The following is a 14,279-nucleotide window of genomic DNA, read 5'->3' as shown; positions in this document are numbered from 1 at the left end:
TGATACAATTTTTCATGGAAACCCCTTCATCCAAGGAGCCAATATGTAAGGCGAAAATAGCTTTAACCGTGCTATTTTCGCCGATTCTTTTTGACAATTTCTATCCATTCACATGCTACACCGCCTAAAATAACTAGGTGGTGTTTTTTATTTTATGATGTATAGATCTTATCACCATATGAAAATAAAACGTTGAATTCAAGAGTACTTTTTGTCCTTAAAGCTTATTGTTTGCTAAAATAAAGGTAAGATAAGAAGAGAGCGAAATGGAGGAACATGAATGACACAAAAACTAGTATTAATTGACGGGAATAGTATTGCCTACCGTGCATTTTTTGCTTTGCCGCTTTTAAACAATGATAAAGGAATACATACAAATGCCATATACGGCTTTACTACAATGCTGACACGTATTTTAGAGGAAGAGAAGCCAACGCATTTACTGGTGGCTTTTGATGCAGGGAAAACAACGTTTCGTCACAAAACATTTACAGAATATAAAGGAGGCAGACAAAAGACGCCTCCTGAACTTTCAGAGCAGTTTCCCTTTATTCGTGAGTTATTAGATGCATATGGAATTAAGCGCTATGAACTGCCTGAGTACGAAGCAGATGATATTATCGGTACACTTTCAAAACAAGCAGAACAAAAAGGAATGGCCGTGAAAGTCATTTCCGGTGATAAAGATTTACTTCAGCTTGTGTCAGAGCATGTAACCGTAGATATTACGAGAAAAGGAATTACGGATGTGGATTCCTATACGCCTGCAGCCATTGATGAAAAATATGGAATCACGGCTGCGCAAATCATTGATATGAAGGGTCTTATGGGAGACAGCTCAGATAATATTCCAGGCGTGCCCGGAGTTGGAGAAAAAACAGCCTTAAAGTTATTAAAAGAGTTTGAAACCGTTGAAAATGTATTGCAATCTATCGATCAAGTCAGCGGTAAAAAATTAAAAGAAAAGCTAGAAGATAATCGTGAATCAGCCATCATGAGTAAAAAGCTTGCAACTATTTATTGCGAAGCGCCTCTTGAAGTATCTGTAGAAGATGCGAAATATGACGGGTTTGAATCTTCAAAGGTCATCTCTTTATTTAAAGAGCTTGGGTTTAATTCTCTGCTTGCTAAATTTGGTGAATCAGCAGAAGAGGAAGCAGATTTTGAAGAACTGACGTTTGAAATAGTGCAGGAAGTTCACGATGATATGTTAACAAGCGAAGCAGCTCTGATCGTAGAAGGTTATGAAGAAAACTATCATCACAATCAGCTGCTCGGTTTTGGAATCAGCAACAAAAACGGCCACTATTTTATTGATAAAGACACAGCTCTTTCATCTTCCAAGTTTACAGCATGGCTAGAAGATGAAGATGTAAAAAAGACGGTATTTAATGGAAAACGTACGATTGTATCGTTAAAATGGGCGGGGCATGAAATTAAAGGAATTGAACATGATGTAATGATTGCTTCTTACATCTTAAATCCCGCTGAAGCAAATGATGACCTAGCGACAATTGCAAAATTAAAAGGATATCATCAAGTGCAATCAGATGAAGCGGTGTATGGAAAAGGAGCTAAGCGAAGCATTGCGGAAGCTGCTCAGCTAGCTGAGCATGTTATAAGAAAAGCAGCCGCCGTAGCTTATTTAAAAGAAGTGTTGGAAAAAGAATTGGTTGAAAATGAACAGTTTGAGCTGTTTGAAAAGCTTGAAATGCCTCTTGCCATTGTCCTTGCCGATATGGAATATCAAGGGGTGAAAATTGATCGGGCGCGTTTGGATGAAATGGGCGAAGATCTTCGAGAACAGCTTGAAAAAATTGAAGCGAAAATCTACGAATACGCTGGACAAGAATTCAATATTAATTCACCAAAGCAGCTAGGAGTTGTTCTTTTTGAAAAAATGCAGCTTCCAGTCATAAAGAAAACAAAAACAGGCTATTCCACATCAGCTGATGTATTAGAGCAATTAGCTAGCGCCCATGATATTATCCCAGAGATTTTACAATACCGTCAGCTAGGAAAATTACAGTCTACGTATATCGAAGGGTTAAAAAAGGTTATTCATGAAAGCGATGGAAAAGTTCATACCCGCTTTAATCAAACGTTAACTCAAACGGGAAGGTTAAGCTCAGTAGATCCTAACTTGCAAAACATCCCGATTCGTCTTGAAGAAGGTAAAAAAATAAGAGGTGCGTTCGTGCCTTCACAGCCTGATTGGTTAATATTTGCGGCGGATTATTCACAAATTGAGCTGCGCGTACTGGCTCATATTGCAAATGATGAAAAGCTAATTGATGCGTTTAAGCATGACTTAGATATTCATACGAAAACAGCGATGGATGTGTTCCACGTCGAAAGAGAAGAAGTAACGTCGAATATGCGCCGTCAGGCTAAAGCAGTTAATTTTGGAATCGTCTATGGCATCAGTGATTACGGTTTATCGCAAAGTTTAGGAATTACAAGAAAAGCAGCGGCTACTTTTATTGAACGCTATTTAAAAAGCTTCCCGGGTGTACAGGAGTATATGGATACGATTGTGCGCGATGCAAAAGAAAAGGGATACGTAACAACGCTCTTGCACCGCCGCCGTTACTTGCCTGAAATCACGAGCCGAAACTTTAACCTCCGCAGCTTCGCTGAGCGTACAGCTATGAATACGCCTATTCAAGGGACAGCAGCTGACATTATTAAAAAAGCAATGATTGAAATGGATAAGCGCTTAAAAGATGAAAATCTTCAGGCTAAGCTGCTGCTTCAAGTACACGATGAGCTGATTTTTGAAGCCCCAGAAGAAGAAATTAAAATTTTAGAGAAAATCGTACCAGAAGTAATGGAGCATGCTTTAGAGCTAGAAGTTCCGTTGAAAGTAGATTATTCTTACGGAAAGACTTGGTACGAAGCAAAGTAGTGGAAAAAGGATGTGACAAACGTGCCAGAATTACCAGAAGTTGAGACCGTCAGACGTACGTTGATTGAATTAGCCAGTGGTAAGACCATTGAGCGTGTAACCGTTAAATGGCCTAATATTATCAAACGTCCTGAGCAAGTTGAGCAGTTTTGTGACGCGCTTGTTGGACAAACCATTCGAGATGTTGAACGCAGAGGTAAGTTTTTGAAAATTGTACTCGATGATTATACGATGGTTTCTCATCTGCGTATGGAAGGAAAATATGCTCTCCATGAAAATGCAGACGAACCAGATAAGCATGTACACGTCTTTTTTCACTTCACCGACGGAACAGAATTACGATACCGGGATGTAAGGAAATTTGGTACCATGCACTTATTTAAAAAGGGAGAGGAAGATCTGTTTCCTCCTCTTATTGGCCTTGGACCTGAACCGTTTGACGAAACATTTAATCCAAGTCAGTTAAAAATGCGAATCGGCAAAACCTCTCGAAAAATCAAGCCGGTTTTACTCGATCAAAATGTCGTGGTTGGGCTAGGGAATATTTATGTAGATGAAGCACTATTTCGCGCAGGGATTCACCCTGAACGAGTGGCCAGCCAATTAACAGACGAAGAGTATGAAAAATTGTACGAAGAAATTGTAGCGACCCTTCAAGAAGCGGTGAAACAAGGGGGCAGCACAATTCGTACGTATGTAAACACACAGGGGCAAATAGGCATGTTTCAGCAGCAGCTTTACGTGTACGGAAGAAAAGGCGAATCCTGTAAAATTTGCGGTACCCCAATTGAAAAATTTGTTGTAGGCGGTAGAGGAACACATATCTGCCCAAATTGTCAGCCGGCTAAAAAATAACAATGGATGGGCTCCTTTCATATACTACGTATAGACAGAAAGGAAAGGAGTCCTCTCATCATGATAACATTTTCTTTACTTATTCTTGCTTTTGCCGTAAGTCTTGACAGCTTTAGCGTTGGCCTGACATACGGACTTCGAAAGGTGAAAATCCCGCTGAAATCCATTTTTATTATTTCATGTTGCTCAGCATTTTCTTTAATGTTTTCTATGTTTTTAGGAAAGGTACTTACGCATCTATTTTCAGTGGATGTACTAAATAAAGTAGGCGGAGGTATTCTTGTTCTACTTGGAATGTGGATTTTATACCAGTTTTTTTGTCCGGCAGATTCATCTCGAGTGAAAGAAGAAAAAACATTAGTGAAAATTGAAATTAAGTCAATTGGCTTAGTCATTAACGTATTGAAAAAACCAACGGCAGCAGATTTAGATAATTCAGGTTCCATCACTGGGATTGAAGCATTTATACTTGGAATTGCATTATCTCTTGATGCATTTGGAGCAGGGTTTGGAGCAGCTTTATTAGGTTATTCGCCGTATGCTTTAGCAATTGCTGTAGCTCTTATGAGTTCACTTTTTTTAAGTGCTGGCATACAGTTTGGCAAAGTTTTTTCACGTTTATCATGGATGAAAATGTTTTCCTTTTTACCGGGAGTTCTGCTTATTATTTTAGGTATTTTTAGATTTTAAATAAAGCGATAAAGGAGAGGCCAATGTCAATTGTAATTGGATTAACGGGCGGAATTGCTAGTGGAAAAAGTACGGTAACCGGAATGCTGAGAGATATTAATATTCCAGTAATCGATGCTGACCACATTGCAAAAGAAGTCGTCGAACCAGGAAAAGAAGCATATAACCAAATTGTAGAGACGTTCGGCCGTGCCATTCTTCACGAAAATGCGGAGATCAATCGAGCGGCTTTAGGGGAAATTGTGTTTTCTCAAGAGGAAGAACGTAAAAAGTTGAATGCAATTGTACACCCTGCGGTAAGAAAAGAAATGCTTTCTCAAAAGGAAAGGTATATCGAGGAAGGATACGATGCTGTGGTATTAGATATTCCGCTGCTGTTTGAAAGTGATTTGACGCATTTAGTCGACAAAGTAGTGGTTGTATATGTCGATGAGCCTGTGCAGCTAGAAAGGTTAAAATCTCGTAATGATCTCTCGACGAAAGATGCCTATGCACGTATCCACGCACAGCTGCCTTTGATTCAGAAAGTAGCCTTAGCCGATGCGGTGATCAATAACAACGGACCTGTAGAGGAAACAAAACAACAGCTTTTAAGTATATTAGCCCTATGGCTAGATTAAAGAGGCTTGGATAAACGTATGTTAGCTGAAGGGAAATCCGAACGAGCTTGATTCTTGAGGTAGAATCAAGCTCGTTCGGATTTTTTTATTGAGAATATTTACGAGCTTCTAAAAAAGAATGTGTTAAATATCTGTTCTCGCTATATACATATAGTAAAACTCAATTAAAATAATTTATTAAAAAAAATTAATATTATTCACTTTTTAAATATTTATGTTATACTATTCAATATAAAAAGTTAAATAGTATAACACATATAGAGAGGGGTATAGCCATGAAAGCACGTATTGCCATTAATGGTTTTGGGAGAATAGGAAGAATGGTTTTTCGCACAGCGATTATAGAGGAGAATTTAGATATTATTGCCATAAATGCATCTTATCCAGCAGAAACATTAGCACATTTAATCAAATATGACTCTATACACGGACCATTTAATGGAGATGTTAAATGTGATGATGATGCGCTAATTGTTAACGGTAAAAGAATCCAGCTATTAAATTCACGCGATCCGCTGAATTTGCCTTGGAAAGAGCTTGGGATTGATTTAGTCGTTGAAGCAACAGGGAAATTTAATTCAAGAGAAAAAGCGCAGTTACATATTGAAGCAGGTGCGAAAAAAGTTGTCTTAACGGCACCGGGTAAACAAGAAGATATTACTATTGTGATGGGCGTAAACGAACGAGAGTTTGATGTGAATCAGCATAACATTATCTCTAATGCCTCTTGTACGACAAATTGTCTAGCTCCAGTTGTCAAGGTGTTAGACGAAGCGTTCACAATTGAAAACGGTTTAATGACGACCGTTCACGCATATACAAATGATCAAAAGAATATTGATAACCCGCATAAAGACTTGCGAAGAGCCCGTGCGTGTGCTCAATCAATTATTCCTACAACAACTGGAGCAGCCAAGGCGCTTTCATTAGTTCTTCCTCATTTAAAAGGAAAGCTTCATGGAATGGCGCTGCGCGTTCCTACGCCGAACGTATCGCTTGTCGATTTAGTTGTGGATGTAAGGAAACCTGTGACGATGGAAGATGTTAATCTAGCGTTCATTAAAGCTGCTGAAGGACCATTAAAGAATATTTTAAATTTAACAATGGAACCACTCGTATCAATTGACTTTAATACAAATCCTCATTCAGCGATTGTAGATGGACTATCGACTATCGTAATGGAAGATCATAAAATTAAAGTGTTAGCTTGGTACGATAACGAGTGGGGCTACTCTCAGCGCGTAGTCGATTTGGTAAGATATATTGCTGCAGAAATGCGTAATGGATCAAAGATAAGAGTAAGCTAAGAAAGCTATAGATTGCTTTTTAAAAAAACAGGGAGCTATCGCCCTGTTTTTTTTGTTTTTATTCAAAAGAATAGGGAAAAGCAATAAGATAATCATGCAAAGGAGTGTTTCTTTTCCTCAATTTTAATAAAAAATGAATAGTCGTTTAGCAGCTTTTACACACTGTCTCACGAGAACACAGGGGTAATTTGTATAGGTCTATCTGCCGGAACAATCTTTAATAAAATCAAAACACGTATTGCAAAATAAATGTAAACAAAGTATACTATGTTTCGTGAACTTCTTGTGTACCTTTCGGTGATGTGGCTACTTAAAGGGTTAGGACCTCTTTGGACTAACTTTCCCCCGTGGTAGTTAACATGCTATATGGCGAAAGAACTTCATGTTTAACGATTAAAAATTGTTAAAGGGGGAAATATCATTATGGAAACAATGGGTCGTCATGTCATCTCAGAATTATGGGGATGCGATTTCGATAAGTTAAATGATATTGATTATATTGAAAAAACGTTTGTTGATGCAGCTTTAAAATCTGGTGCGGAAGTTCGCGAAGTAGCGTTCCATAAATTTGCACCTCAAGGTGTAAGTGGCGTTGTTATTATTTCAGAATCACATTTAACGATTCACAGCTTCCCAGAGCATGGTTATGCAAGTATCGATGTTTATACTTGTGGTCATTTAGATCCTACAATCGCAGCAGATTATATTGCAGATGCTCTAAGTGCACAGACACGTGAAACAATTGAATTACCACGTGGAATGGGTCCTGTTCAGGTAAAACAAACTAAAGCGAATGCACTTTAATAGTGTCGATTGATTACGTAAGTTAAGAGGTGTATTACACACCTCTTTTTAGTATATAAATTTTTAATATGCAAAAACAAAGGGGATAACAACATGGGGGTAGTACAAGTAGTTAAATCTTTATTTTCTAATCATGTAGAAACAAGCGATCGTCATTCAGATCCGACTCTAAAAACGCATTATTACAAAACAACGGCTGGGAATGCATTTAAGCAAGTTCATGAAATGTTGAAGCATATGCAAGGGATAGAGATACTTGCTGCGTATGAAGAGCGAGGAGAAATTAGCTTAAACGTTGTAAAAGGAAGAAAAGCTTTTGTTGTGATTACCATTATTAGCGTACGTCCTCTTGAAACCGCTATCGATTTTTCTGCTACAACAGAGTCAAAAGTGGTGCCAGTTGATTTTGGTTTTAGCAAAGAACTTGTACGTACGCTTTATAAGAGCTTTGATCAAAAACTTATTCCTCTTTCTTCGTAAGTTCCTTATCATTTTTGAATTTCAGGAAATAAAATGGGGAAATTCCTTTTCCTTTACTTGTATTCAAGCCTTGTTTTCTATAAGATGGAATAAAGTAAATCCTTTAATATAGCATCGTGTTTGATAAAGGAAATGATGATGACAATCATAATAAATGGCGAATAGCCGGCTAACATAGATGAAAATTAACTTATATGAGAGAAAATAAAAAGAAAAACAAGGTTTATTATTGGAGCTGAGAATATGAAGTGCCCATCCTGTCATTACAATGGAACGAGAGTGCTGGACTCGCGCCCTGTAGAAGAAGGCCGCTCTATTCGTAGAAGACGTGAATGCGAAGAGTGTCACTATCGTTTTACAACTTTTGAGAAAGTAGAAGAACTTCCGTTAATTGTTGTAAAAAAAGATGGAGCGAGAGAAGAGTTCAGCAAAGACAAAATCCTTCGAGGGTTAATTAAGGCGTGTGAAAAACGCCAAGTAAGCTTAAAACAACTGGAAGATACCGTACACGATATTGAAACAGAGCTGCGCAGTCAGGGTACATCAGAGGTGCAGTCAGATGTGGTAGGAGAAATGGTGATGGAGCGATTAGCTGCTATCGATGAAGTCTCTTATGTTCGATTTGCTTCGGTATACCGACAATTTAAAGACATCAATGTATTTATTGATGAATTAAAAGATTTAATTAAGAAGGAACGACTGTAAAAGAGCTATTGAAGTATTCTTTAGGCTCTTTTTTTGTCATTTCTATTACTTTAAAAGTAGGTAGGGAACGACATGAAAGAACAACATTGGAAAGAAATGATACCGGTCGATCGTTATGTTGTTCGTTCGAGCGGCATACTGCAGGAATACGACCGAAAGATTTTAACAATGCTCTATCAGCCGTTGGTGGGTACGACGTGTTTTGGTTTGTATATGACGCTATGGAGCGAGCTGGAACAAGATCGTTTATGGGGAAAAGAGTCTACGCATCATCACCTAATGTCAATGATGCAAATTAATTTGAAAGCTATTTACCATGAGCGGTTAAAATTAGAAGGTATTGGTTTGTTAAAAACATATATTAAGGAAGAAGATGATGTTCGTGTGTTCATTTATGAGCTCATTCCTCCTCTTACGCCCCATCAGTTCTTTAACGATGGCGTGTTAAATGTATATTTATATAACCGACTAGGAAAATCCATCTTTCAAAAAGTAAAAAATTATTTTTCGGATTCACTCGTGGATGATCAATCGTTCAAAGATGTGACGCATTCATTTAACGATGTATTTAAATCAGTTAAAGCAACGGAGCTGGTTCCAAGTTTTCAGTCTGAAAGCAAGGATGTATTTTCTCCTGATGCTCAAACGGACTTTATAGATTCTTCAAACCGTGCTTCTATTGAGATGAGCCCGGATTCCTTTGATTTTGATTTATTTTTAGCAGGCCTAACAGATTCAATGATTTCGAAAAGGTCCATTACATCTAAAGTAAAACAAGCGATTGAAAAGTTAGCTTTTTTATACGGCATCGATCCTCTTCAAATGAAAAATGTAGTGCTCGATTCGCTAAATGAGAATGATCAAGTTGATATTGAATTGCTTAGAAAAGCAGCACAGTCCTTTTACCAATTTGAAAATGGAGAAGCACTTCCCAATCTAAGCGAACAAATTCAGCCTCCTATGCTTCGTACCATGCAGGAAAAGCAGCCTCAGACTAAGGAAGAGCAGCTCATTCAACAGCTAGAAGTCACCTCTCCTCGACAGCTATTGATCGAGTTTTCAGGGGGGGCAGAGCCATCAAAAGCAGATTTGCAAATGATTGAAGAAGTGATGTTTAATCAAAAGCTTTCACCAGGGGTAGTAAATGTTCTGATTTACTATGTTATGCTAAGATCCGATATGAAATTATCTAAGAGCTATGTAGAGAAAATTGCTGGACACTGGGCGCGCAAAAAGGTACAAACTGTTCAAGATGCCATGAATTTAGCTAAAAATGAACAGAAAGAATATCAGAACTGGACCGAGGCAAAGCAAAATAAAAAAACGGCCGGACGAAAAATTGTGCGTAAAGAAATGGTGCCAGAGTGGTTGAGCGATGAAGAAAAAGAAGAGAAAAAGCAGCCTTCAAAAGAAGTGGATGAATTTGAAGAAGAAAAACGAAAGCTACAAGAAGAGCTCAAGCAGTTAGATCAAGAGCTAAAACAAAAGCATAAAGAATAAAAAGCAGGTATGATAGAGATGAGGTGAAAAAGATGAAGCCTATCAATGATTCACTAAATCAGTTAGTGAACAAAAAGGATTTTAAAGCACGTTTAGAAGCATTAAGAAACAGTATTCTGTCTAATCCCGAAGTTAAAACGTTTCTGCAAGAGCATCGCCATGAGTTAGATGAGCAAATGGTCGACCGAGGCTTGATGAAGATGCATGAATTCATCGACCAGAGCAAATGCTGTGACAAATGCCCTTCTCTGCAAAGCTGTGTCAATATGGTGAAGGGGTATCACCCTCAGCTGGTTGTAAAAGGCCGTAATATTGATTTACAGTATGAACGCTGTCCTAGAAAAGTACAAGAAGATGAGCGAAAAGAACAAGAATCTTTTATTCAGTGTATGTACGTGCCCAAAGAAATTTTACAGGCAACGATGTCTGATATTGAAATTGAGCAGGGAAGATTTGAAGCCATTAAATTAGTAAGAGATTTTGTGCGAGAATATGAGCCAAATAAGAAAATGAAAGCTTTATATTTACACGGTTCGTTTGGTGTGGGGAAGACGTATTTTCTTGGAGCAATTGCCAATGCGTTAGCCGAAAAGAAAGTGAAATCTACGATTCTGTATGTCCCGGAGTTTTTGCGTGAGTTAAAAGGTTCGTTTCAAGATCAAAGCTTCAATGAGAAAATAGAGTATGTCAAAAAAGTACCGGTTCTTATGCTTGATGATCTCGGAGCAGAATCTGTAACGAGCTGGATGCGAGACGATGTGCTCGGAACCATTTTACAATTCCGCATGCTCGAAAATTTGCCGACATTTTTCAGCTCGAATTTAAATTTTAAAGAGCTTCAACATCATTTGACTTATACCCAACGAGGCGAGCAGGAAGAGCTCAAAGCCGCTCGTGTCATGGAACGAATTAAGTCTCTAGCCATTCCCGTTGAAATGAATGGAGAGAATAAACGAAATAGATGAGCAGGTCGTTTTACATTTCTTGTAACGACTTGCTCATTTTTTTGCATGTTGCCCCATATACATTAATAAAGCGTGTCCAAAGGGGGGCTATGAGGAATGAAAATATTCTTTAAATATGTAGAAGACGCAGTCATTGTATATGAGTCTTTATGCGCGAAGCGAAGCGCTTTATCATATGGTTCACAGTGCTTGAAGTTGGTGAATAATCAGCTTTTAGTTATTGATGAGACATACAATCGAGAGGCCATTTTACAAGACATGGTGATACCGGTATTAACGCACGTGATTTTAAAAAAGAAAGAAAAAAAGATGATGGTAAACATATTAAAAGAACAATTTTTCTATTCAGAAGAGGAAGAACAAGATTTGCTGCTTCAAATTATGGGGGGGATTATGGAAGGAGAGAGAGGCGAAATTCCGCAAAAAACATTTTCCCTTCCAAGAGAATTACTTATCCGCCAGGCTCTTCAAGACTTCTTCATTCATAATGTAACATTCACCTTTGAGTCTTTTCTCCAATTCCGTTTAAAAGAATATCAAGAGCGGCTGCGCTATTATGCTGAGCTGGCGATTGATGAATATAAGCTTGAACAAGACTATCAAATTCTTATTCATCAGCTGCGTCAAGCAGCTAATGAAAGACAGTCATCTACAGGCGATGTGTATGTAATGCATTTGAATAAAAACAAGTTTGTATTGTACGACCAAAGCAGTAGATATGTTCCGGAGCGTGAATGTGCAGCCCTAGCAGAGGCCTTTCTATCTGAACAAGAATCAGTATACATAGACTCAACTATCATCGCGCCTTTGCTGAGTTTATCTCCAGCTGCTATTCATCTGTATAGCGACCAGCATGATCATGATTTTGTTTATACCATTCAAAATATTTTTCAAGAAAAAGTGATGTTATACGAAAAAAATGAATTTCCGTTTGATCAAAAGCAAAATATAACGTGAAAGGTTGATTTCTATTTTGAAAATGAATATAATAAATGCATATTGAAAAACAGCTATATGTCACAAGTTATGATGAGGACATGAGTGTATATTTACGGTTTATAGAGAGGGAGATCTAGGCTGAAAATCTCCTAACACGGAATATATTCTTACCACCTCTAAACTTCAGTAGTAAACGAGCAGCGTCTCTAGTAATTACTGACGGAATTTCCGTTATAAAACCTCGAGCCGCTTCGGGTTATTTGGGTTATCCAAGATACGAAGAGGAAACAAGGGTGGTACCGCGTGTATACACAACTCGTCCCTTTTTATAAGGGACGAGTTTTTTGTTTTTACAAAAAGTTTATTAGTTATGTTAAAGGAGTGGAAAGTTGTGTCAGAAGTAATCAAAATGACATTTCCTGATGGAGCTGTTAAAGAGTATCCAAAAGGATCATCAACAGAAGATATTGCGGCTTCTATTAGCCCGGGATTAAAGAAAAAAGCATTAGCAGGTAAAGTAAACGGCGAGCTGCTGGATTTACGTACGCCAATCGAACAAGATGGCAGTCTTGAAATCATTACGCAAGATGCTCCTGAAGCGCTTGAAATTATGCGCCATAGTACAGCGCATTTAATGGCTCAAGCAATCAAACGTTTATACAAAGATGTAAAAGTACAGCTAGGTGTAGGCCCGGTTATCGAAAATGGGTTTTACTATGACATCGATATGGAAGAATCAATTACTCCTGAAGATTTAGGTAAAATTGAAAAAGAAATGAAAAAAATCGTTAATTCAAATATTGAAATTGAACGAAAAGAAGTTTCTCGTGAAGAAGCCATTCAACTTTTTAAAGAAGTTGGCGATGAACTAAAGCTTGAATTGATTGATGCGATTCCAGCAGGTGAAAAGGTGACGATTTACCAACAAGGCGAATTCTTTGATCTTTGCCGAGGTGTGCACGTGCCGTCAACAGGCAAAATTAAAGAGTTTAAACTATTAAGCGTAGCAGGTGCTTATTGGCGCGGAGACAGCGACAATCAAATGCTGCAGCGTATTTACGGTACAGCATTCTTTACAAAAGCAGATTTAGACGAGCATCTTCGTCTTCTTGAAGAAGCAAAAGAACGTGACCACCGTAAACTTGGTAAAGAGTTAAACTTATTTACAAATTCTCAAAAAGTAGGACAAGGTCTGCCTTTATGGCTTCCAAAAGGTGCGACGATCCGCCGTATTATCGAGCGTTATATCGTAGATAAAGAAGTAAGCCTTGGTTATCAGCACGTTTACACGCCGGTGCTTGGAAGTGTAGAACTTTACAAAACGTCTGGTCACTGGGAGCACTATCAAGATGACATGTTCCCTGCAATGGAAATGGATAACGAAGACCTGGTTCTTCGTCCAATGAACTGTCCTCATCACATGATGGTGTACAAACAAGGTATTCACAGCTATCGTGAGCTTCCAATCCGTATTGCTGAACTTGGAACAATGCACCGCTACGAAATGTCAGGAGCATTATCAGGACTTCAGCGCGTTCGAGGCATGACGTTAAATGATGCACATATCTTTGTACGTCCGGATCAAATCAAAGAAGAATTTATTCGTGTGGTTCGCTTAGTTGAAGCGGTTTATAAAGATTTTGGATTTGAAAATTATTCATTCCGTCTATCTTATCGTGATCCTGAAGATACAGAAAAATACTTCGATGATGATGCAATGTGGGAAAAAGCACAAAGCATGTTAAAAGATGCAATGGATGAGCTTGACCTTGATTATTATGAAGCTGAAGGCGAAGCGGCATTCTACGGTCCAAAACTAGATGTTCAAGTTAAAACAGCTCTTGGTAAAGAAGAGACGCTATCTACGGTTCAATTGGATTTCTTACTTCCTGAACGCTTTGATTTAACGTATGTAGGGGAAGACGGAAAACAGCATCGACCTGTTGTTATTCACCGCGGCGTGGTGTCAACAATGGAACGTTTTGTCGCTTTCTTAATCGAAGAATACAAAGGAGCTTTCCCAACGTGGTTAGCACCTGTACAAGTTCAGGTGATTCCAGTATCACCTACGGTTCATCTTGAGTATGCAAAAGAAGTGCAAGAACAGCTTCAGCTTGCGGGTATTCGTGTGGAACTTGATTCTCGCGATGAGAAAATTGGCTATAAAATTCGTGAGGCTCAAATGCAAAAAATTCCTTACATGCTTGTTGTAGGGGATAAAGAAGTAGAAGATAAAGCAGTAAACGTACGTAAATATGGTGAGCAGAATTCAGAAACAGTGGATTTCCAAGCCTTTTTACAAAATGTAAAAGCAGAAGCATCTCGTTAATGAAAAAAGCAGAGAATTGAAATTCTCTGCTTTTTTATCTAACATTTATAAAAAACTGTTGCATAAATGGTTTTCCTTTGATACAATAATTTTTGTTGTGAAAAAAGAACGAAATCATTGACTTTTGTCTTTGTTGATACTATAATAGCTTAAGTAATTGAATACTTGTTTATACAG

At 38.1% G+C, this 14,279-nt stretch carries 12 protein-coding genes and 2 other annotated features (1 of these 14 only partly in view); all 12 genes read left to right on the top strand.

Features of this window, described 5'->3' with window-relative positions:
* Nucleotides 1-280 precede the first annotated feature (280 nt).
* The 12 genes from polA (at nucleotide 281) to thrS (ending at nucleotide 14,102) form a co-directional block, all read left to right on the top strand.
* Entirely contained in the window at nucleotides 281-2,908 is a 2,628-nt protein-coding gene (polA, locus tag LJY09_RS23580) for a DNA polymerase I (protein ID WP_034265607.1), read from the top strand.
* 21 nt (nucleotides 2,909-2,929) lie between these two features.
* Nucleotides 2,930-3,763: a DNA-formamidopyrimidine glycosylase gene (gene mutM, locus LJY09_RS23575; RefSeq protein WP_028411775.1), complete on the top strand. Its 834-nt coding sequence runs from the start codon at nucleotides 2,930-2,932 to the stop codon at nucleotides 3,761-3,763.
* A gap of 60 nt (nucleotides 3,764-3,823) precedes the next feature.
* Nucleotides 3,824-4,453, top strand: a complete 630-nt coding sequence (gene ytaF, locus LJY09_RS23570) for a sporulation membrane protein YtaF (RefSeq protein WP_033579623.1) — start codon at nucleotides 3,824-3,826, stop codon at nucleotides 4,451-4,453.
* A 23-nt stretch (nucleotides 4,454-4,476) separates the two neighbouring features.
* Nucleotides 4,477-5,073 (top strand): dephospho-CoA kinase, encoded by a 597-nt coding sequence (gene coaE, locus LJY09_RS23565; RefSeq protein ID WP_098999237.1) that lies wholly within the window; start codon nucleotides 4,477-4,479, stop codon nucleotides 5,071-5,073.
* 275 nt (nucleotides 5,074-5,348) lie between these two features.
* Entirely contained in the window at nucleotides 5,349-6,380 is a 1,032-nt protein-coding gene (locus tag LJY09_RS23560; protein ID WP_013059435.1) for a glyceraldehyde-3-phosphate dehydrogenase, read from the top strand.
* Nucleotides 6,381-6,803: 423 nt separating this feature from the next.
* Nucleotides 6,804-7,184 (top strand): adenosylmethionine decarboxylase, encoded by a 381-nt coding sequence (gene speD / locus LJY09_RS23555; protein WP_013059434.1) that lies wholly within the window; start codon nucleotides 6,804-6,806, stop codon nucleotides 7,182-7,184.
* A gap of 93 nt (nucleotides 7,185-7,277) precedes the next feature.
* Nucleotides 7,278-7,664 (top strand): hypothetical protein, encoded by a 387-nt coding sequence (locus LJY09_RS23550; protein WP_028411774.1) that lies wholly within the window; start codon nucleotides 7,278-7,280, stop codon nucleotides 7,662-7,664.
* Between the two features lie 243 nt (nucleotides 7,665-7,907).
* The gene (gene nrdR, locus LJY09_RS23545; RefSeq protein WP_013059432.1) at nucleotides 7,908-8,369 is read left to right on the top strand and encodes a transcriptional regulator NrdR; all 462 of its coding nucleotides are present in this window, start codon (nucleotides 7,908-7,910) and stop codon (nucleotides 8,367-8,369) included.
* A 72-nt stretch (nucleotides 8,370-8,441) separates the two neighbouring features.
* Nucleotides 8,442-9,869: a replication initiation and membrane attachment family protein gene (locus LJY09_RS23540; protein ID WP_155010571.1), complete on the top strand. Its 1,428-nt coding sequence runs from the start codon at nucleotides 8,442-8,444 to the stop codon at nucleotides 9,867-9,869.
* Nucleotides 9,870-9,901: 32 nt separating this feature from the next.
* Complete coding sequence (dnaI, locus tag LJY09_RS23535) at nucleotides 9,902-10,834, top strand: primosomal protein DnaI (protein WP_013059430.1); 933 nt, start codon at nucleotides 9,902-9,904, stop codon at nucleotides 10,832-10,834.
* 96 nt (nucleotides 10,835-10,930) lie between these two features.
* Nucleotides 10,931-11,791 carry a sporulation protein YtxC gene (gene ytxC, locus LJY09_RS23530; RefSeq protein WP_028411772.1) on the top strand — a complete coding sequence of 287 codons (861 nt, stop codon included), beginning with the start codon at nucleotides 10,931-10,933 and terminating at the stop codon, nucleotides 11,789-11,791.
* A gap of 60 nt (nucleotides 11,792-11,851) precedes the next feature.
* Nucleotides 11,852-12,100, top strand: a binding site (T-box leader).
* A gap of 43 nt (nucleotides 12,101-12,143) precedes the next feature.
* Nucleotides 12,144-14,102: a threonine--tRNA ligase gene (gene thrS / locus LJY09_RS23525; RefSeq protein ID WP_205689533.1), complete on the top strand. Its 1,959-nt coding sequence runs from the start codon at nucleotides 12,144-12,146 to the stop codon at nucleotides 14,100-14,102.
* A 171-nt stretch (nucleotides 14,103-14,273) separates the two neighbouring features.
* Nucleotides 14,274-14,279 (top strand) — a sequence feature (ribosomal protein L20 leader region); it runs 117 nt beyond the window's last position.

Origin of the sequence: Priestia sp. J2 (genome assembly GCF_020790095.1) — a bacterium.
In the GTDB taxonomy this organism is placed as follows: Bacteria; Bacillota; Bacilli; order Bacillales; family Bacillaceae_H; genus Priestia; species Priestia zanthoxyli.
The sequence above is the reverse complement of the archived record's forward strand: the minus strand, read 5'-3'. Positions and strand labels throughout refer to the sequence as shown.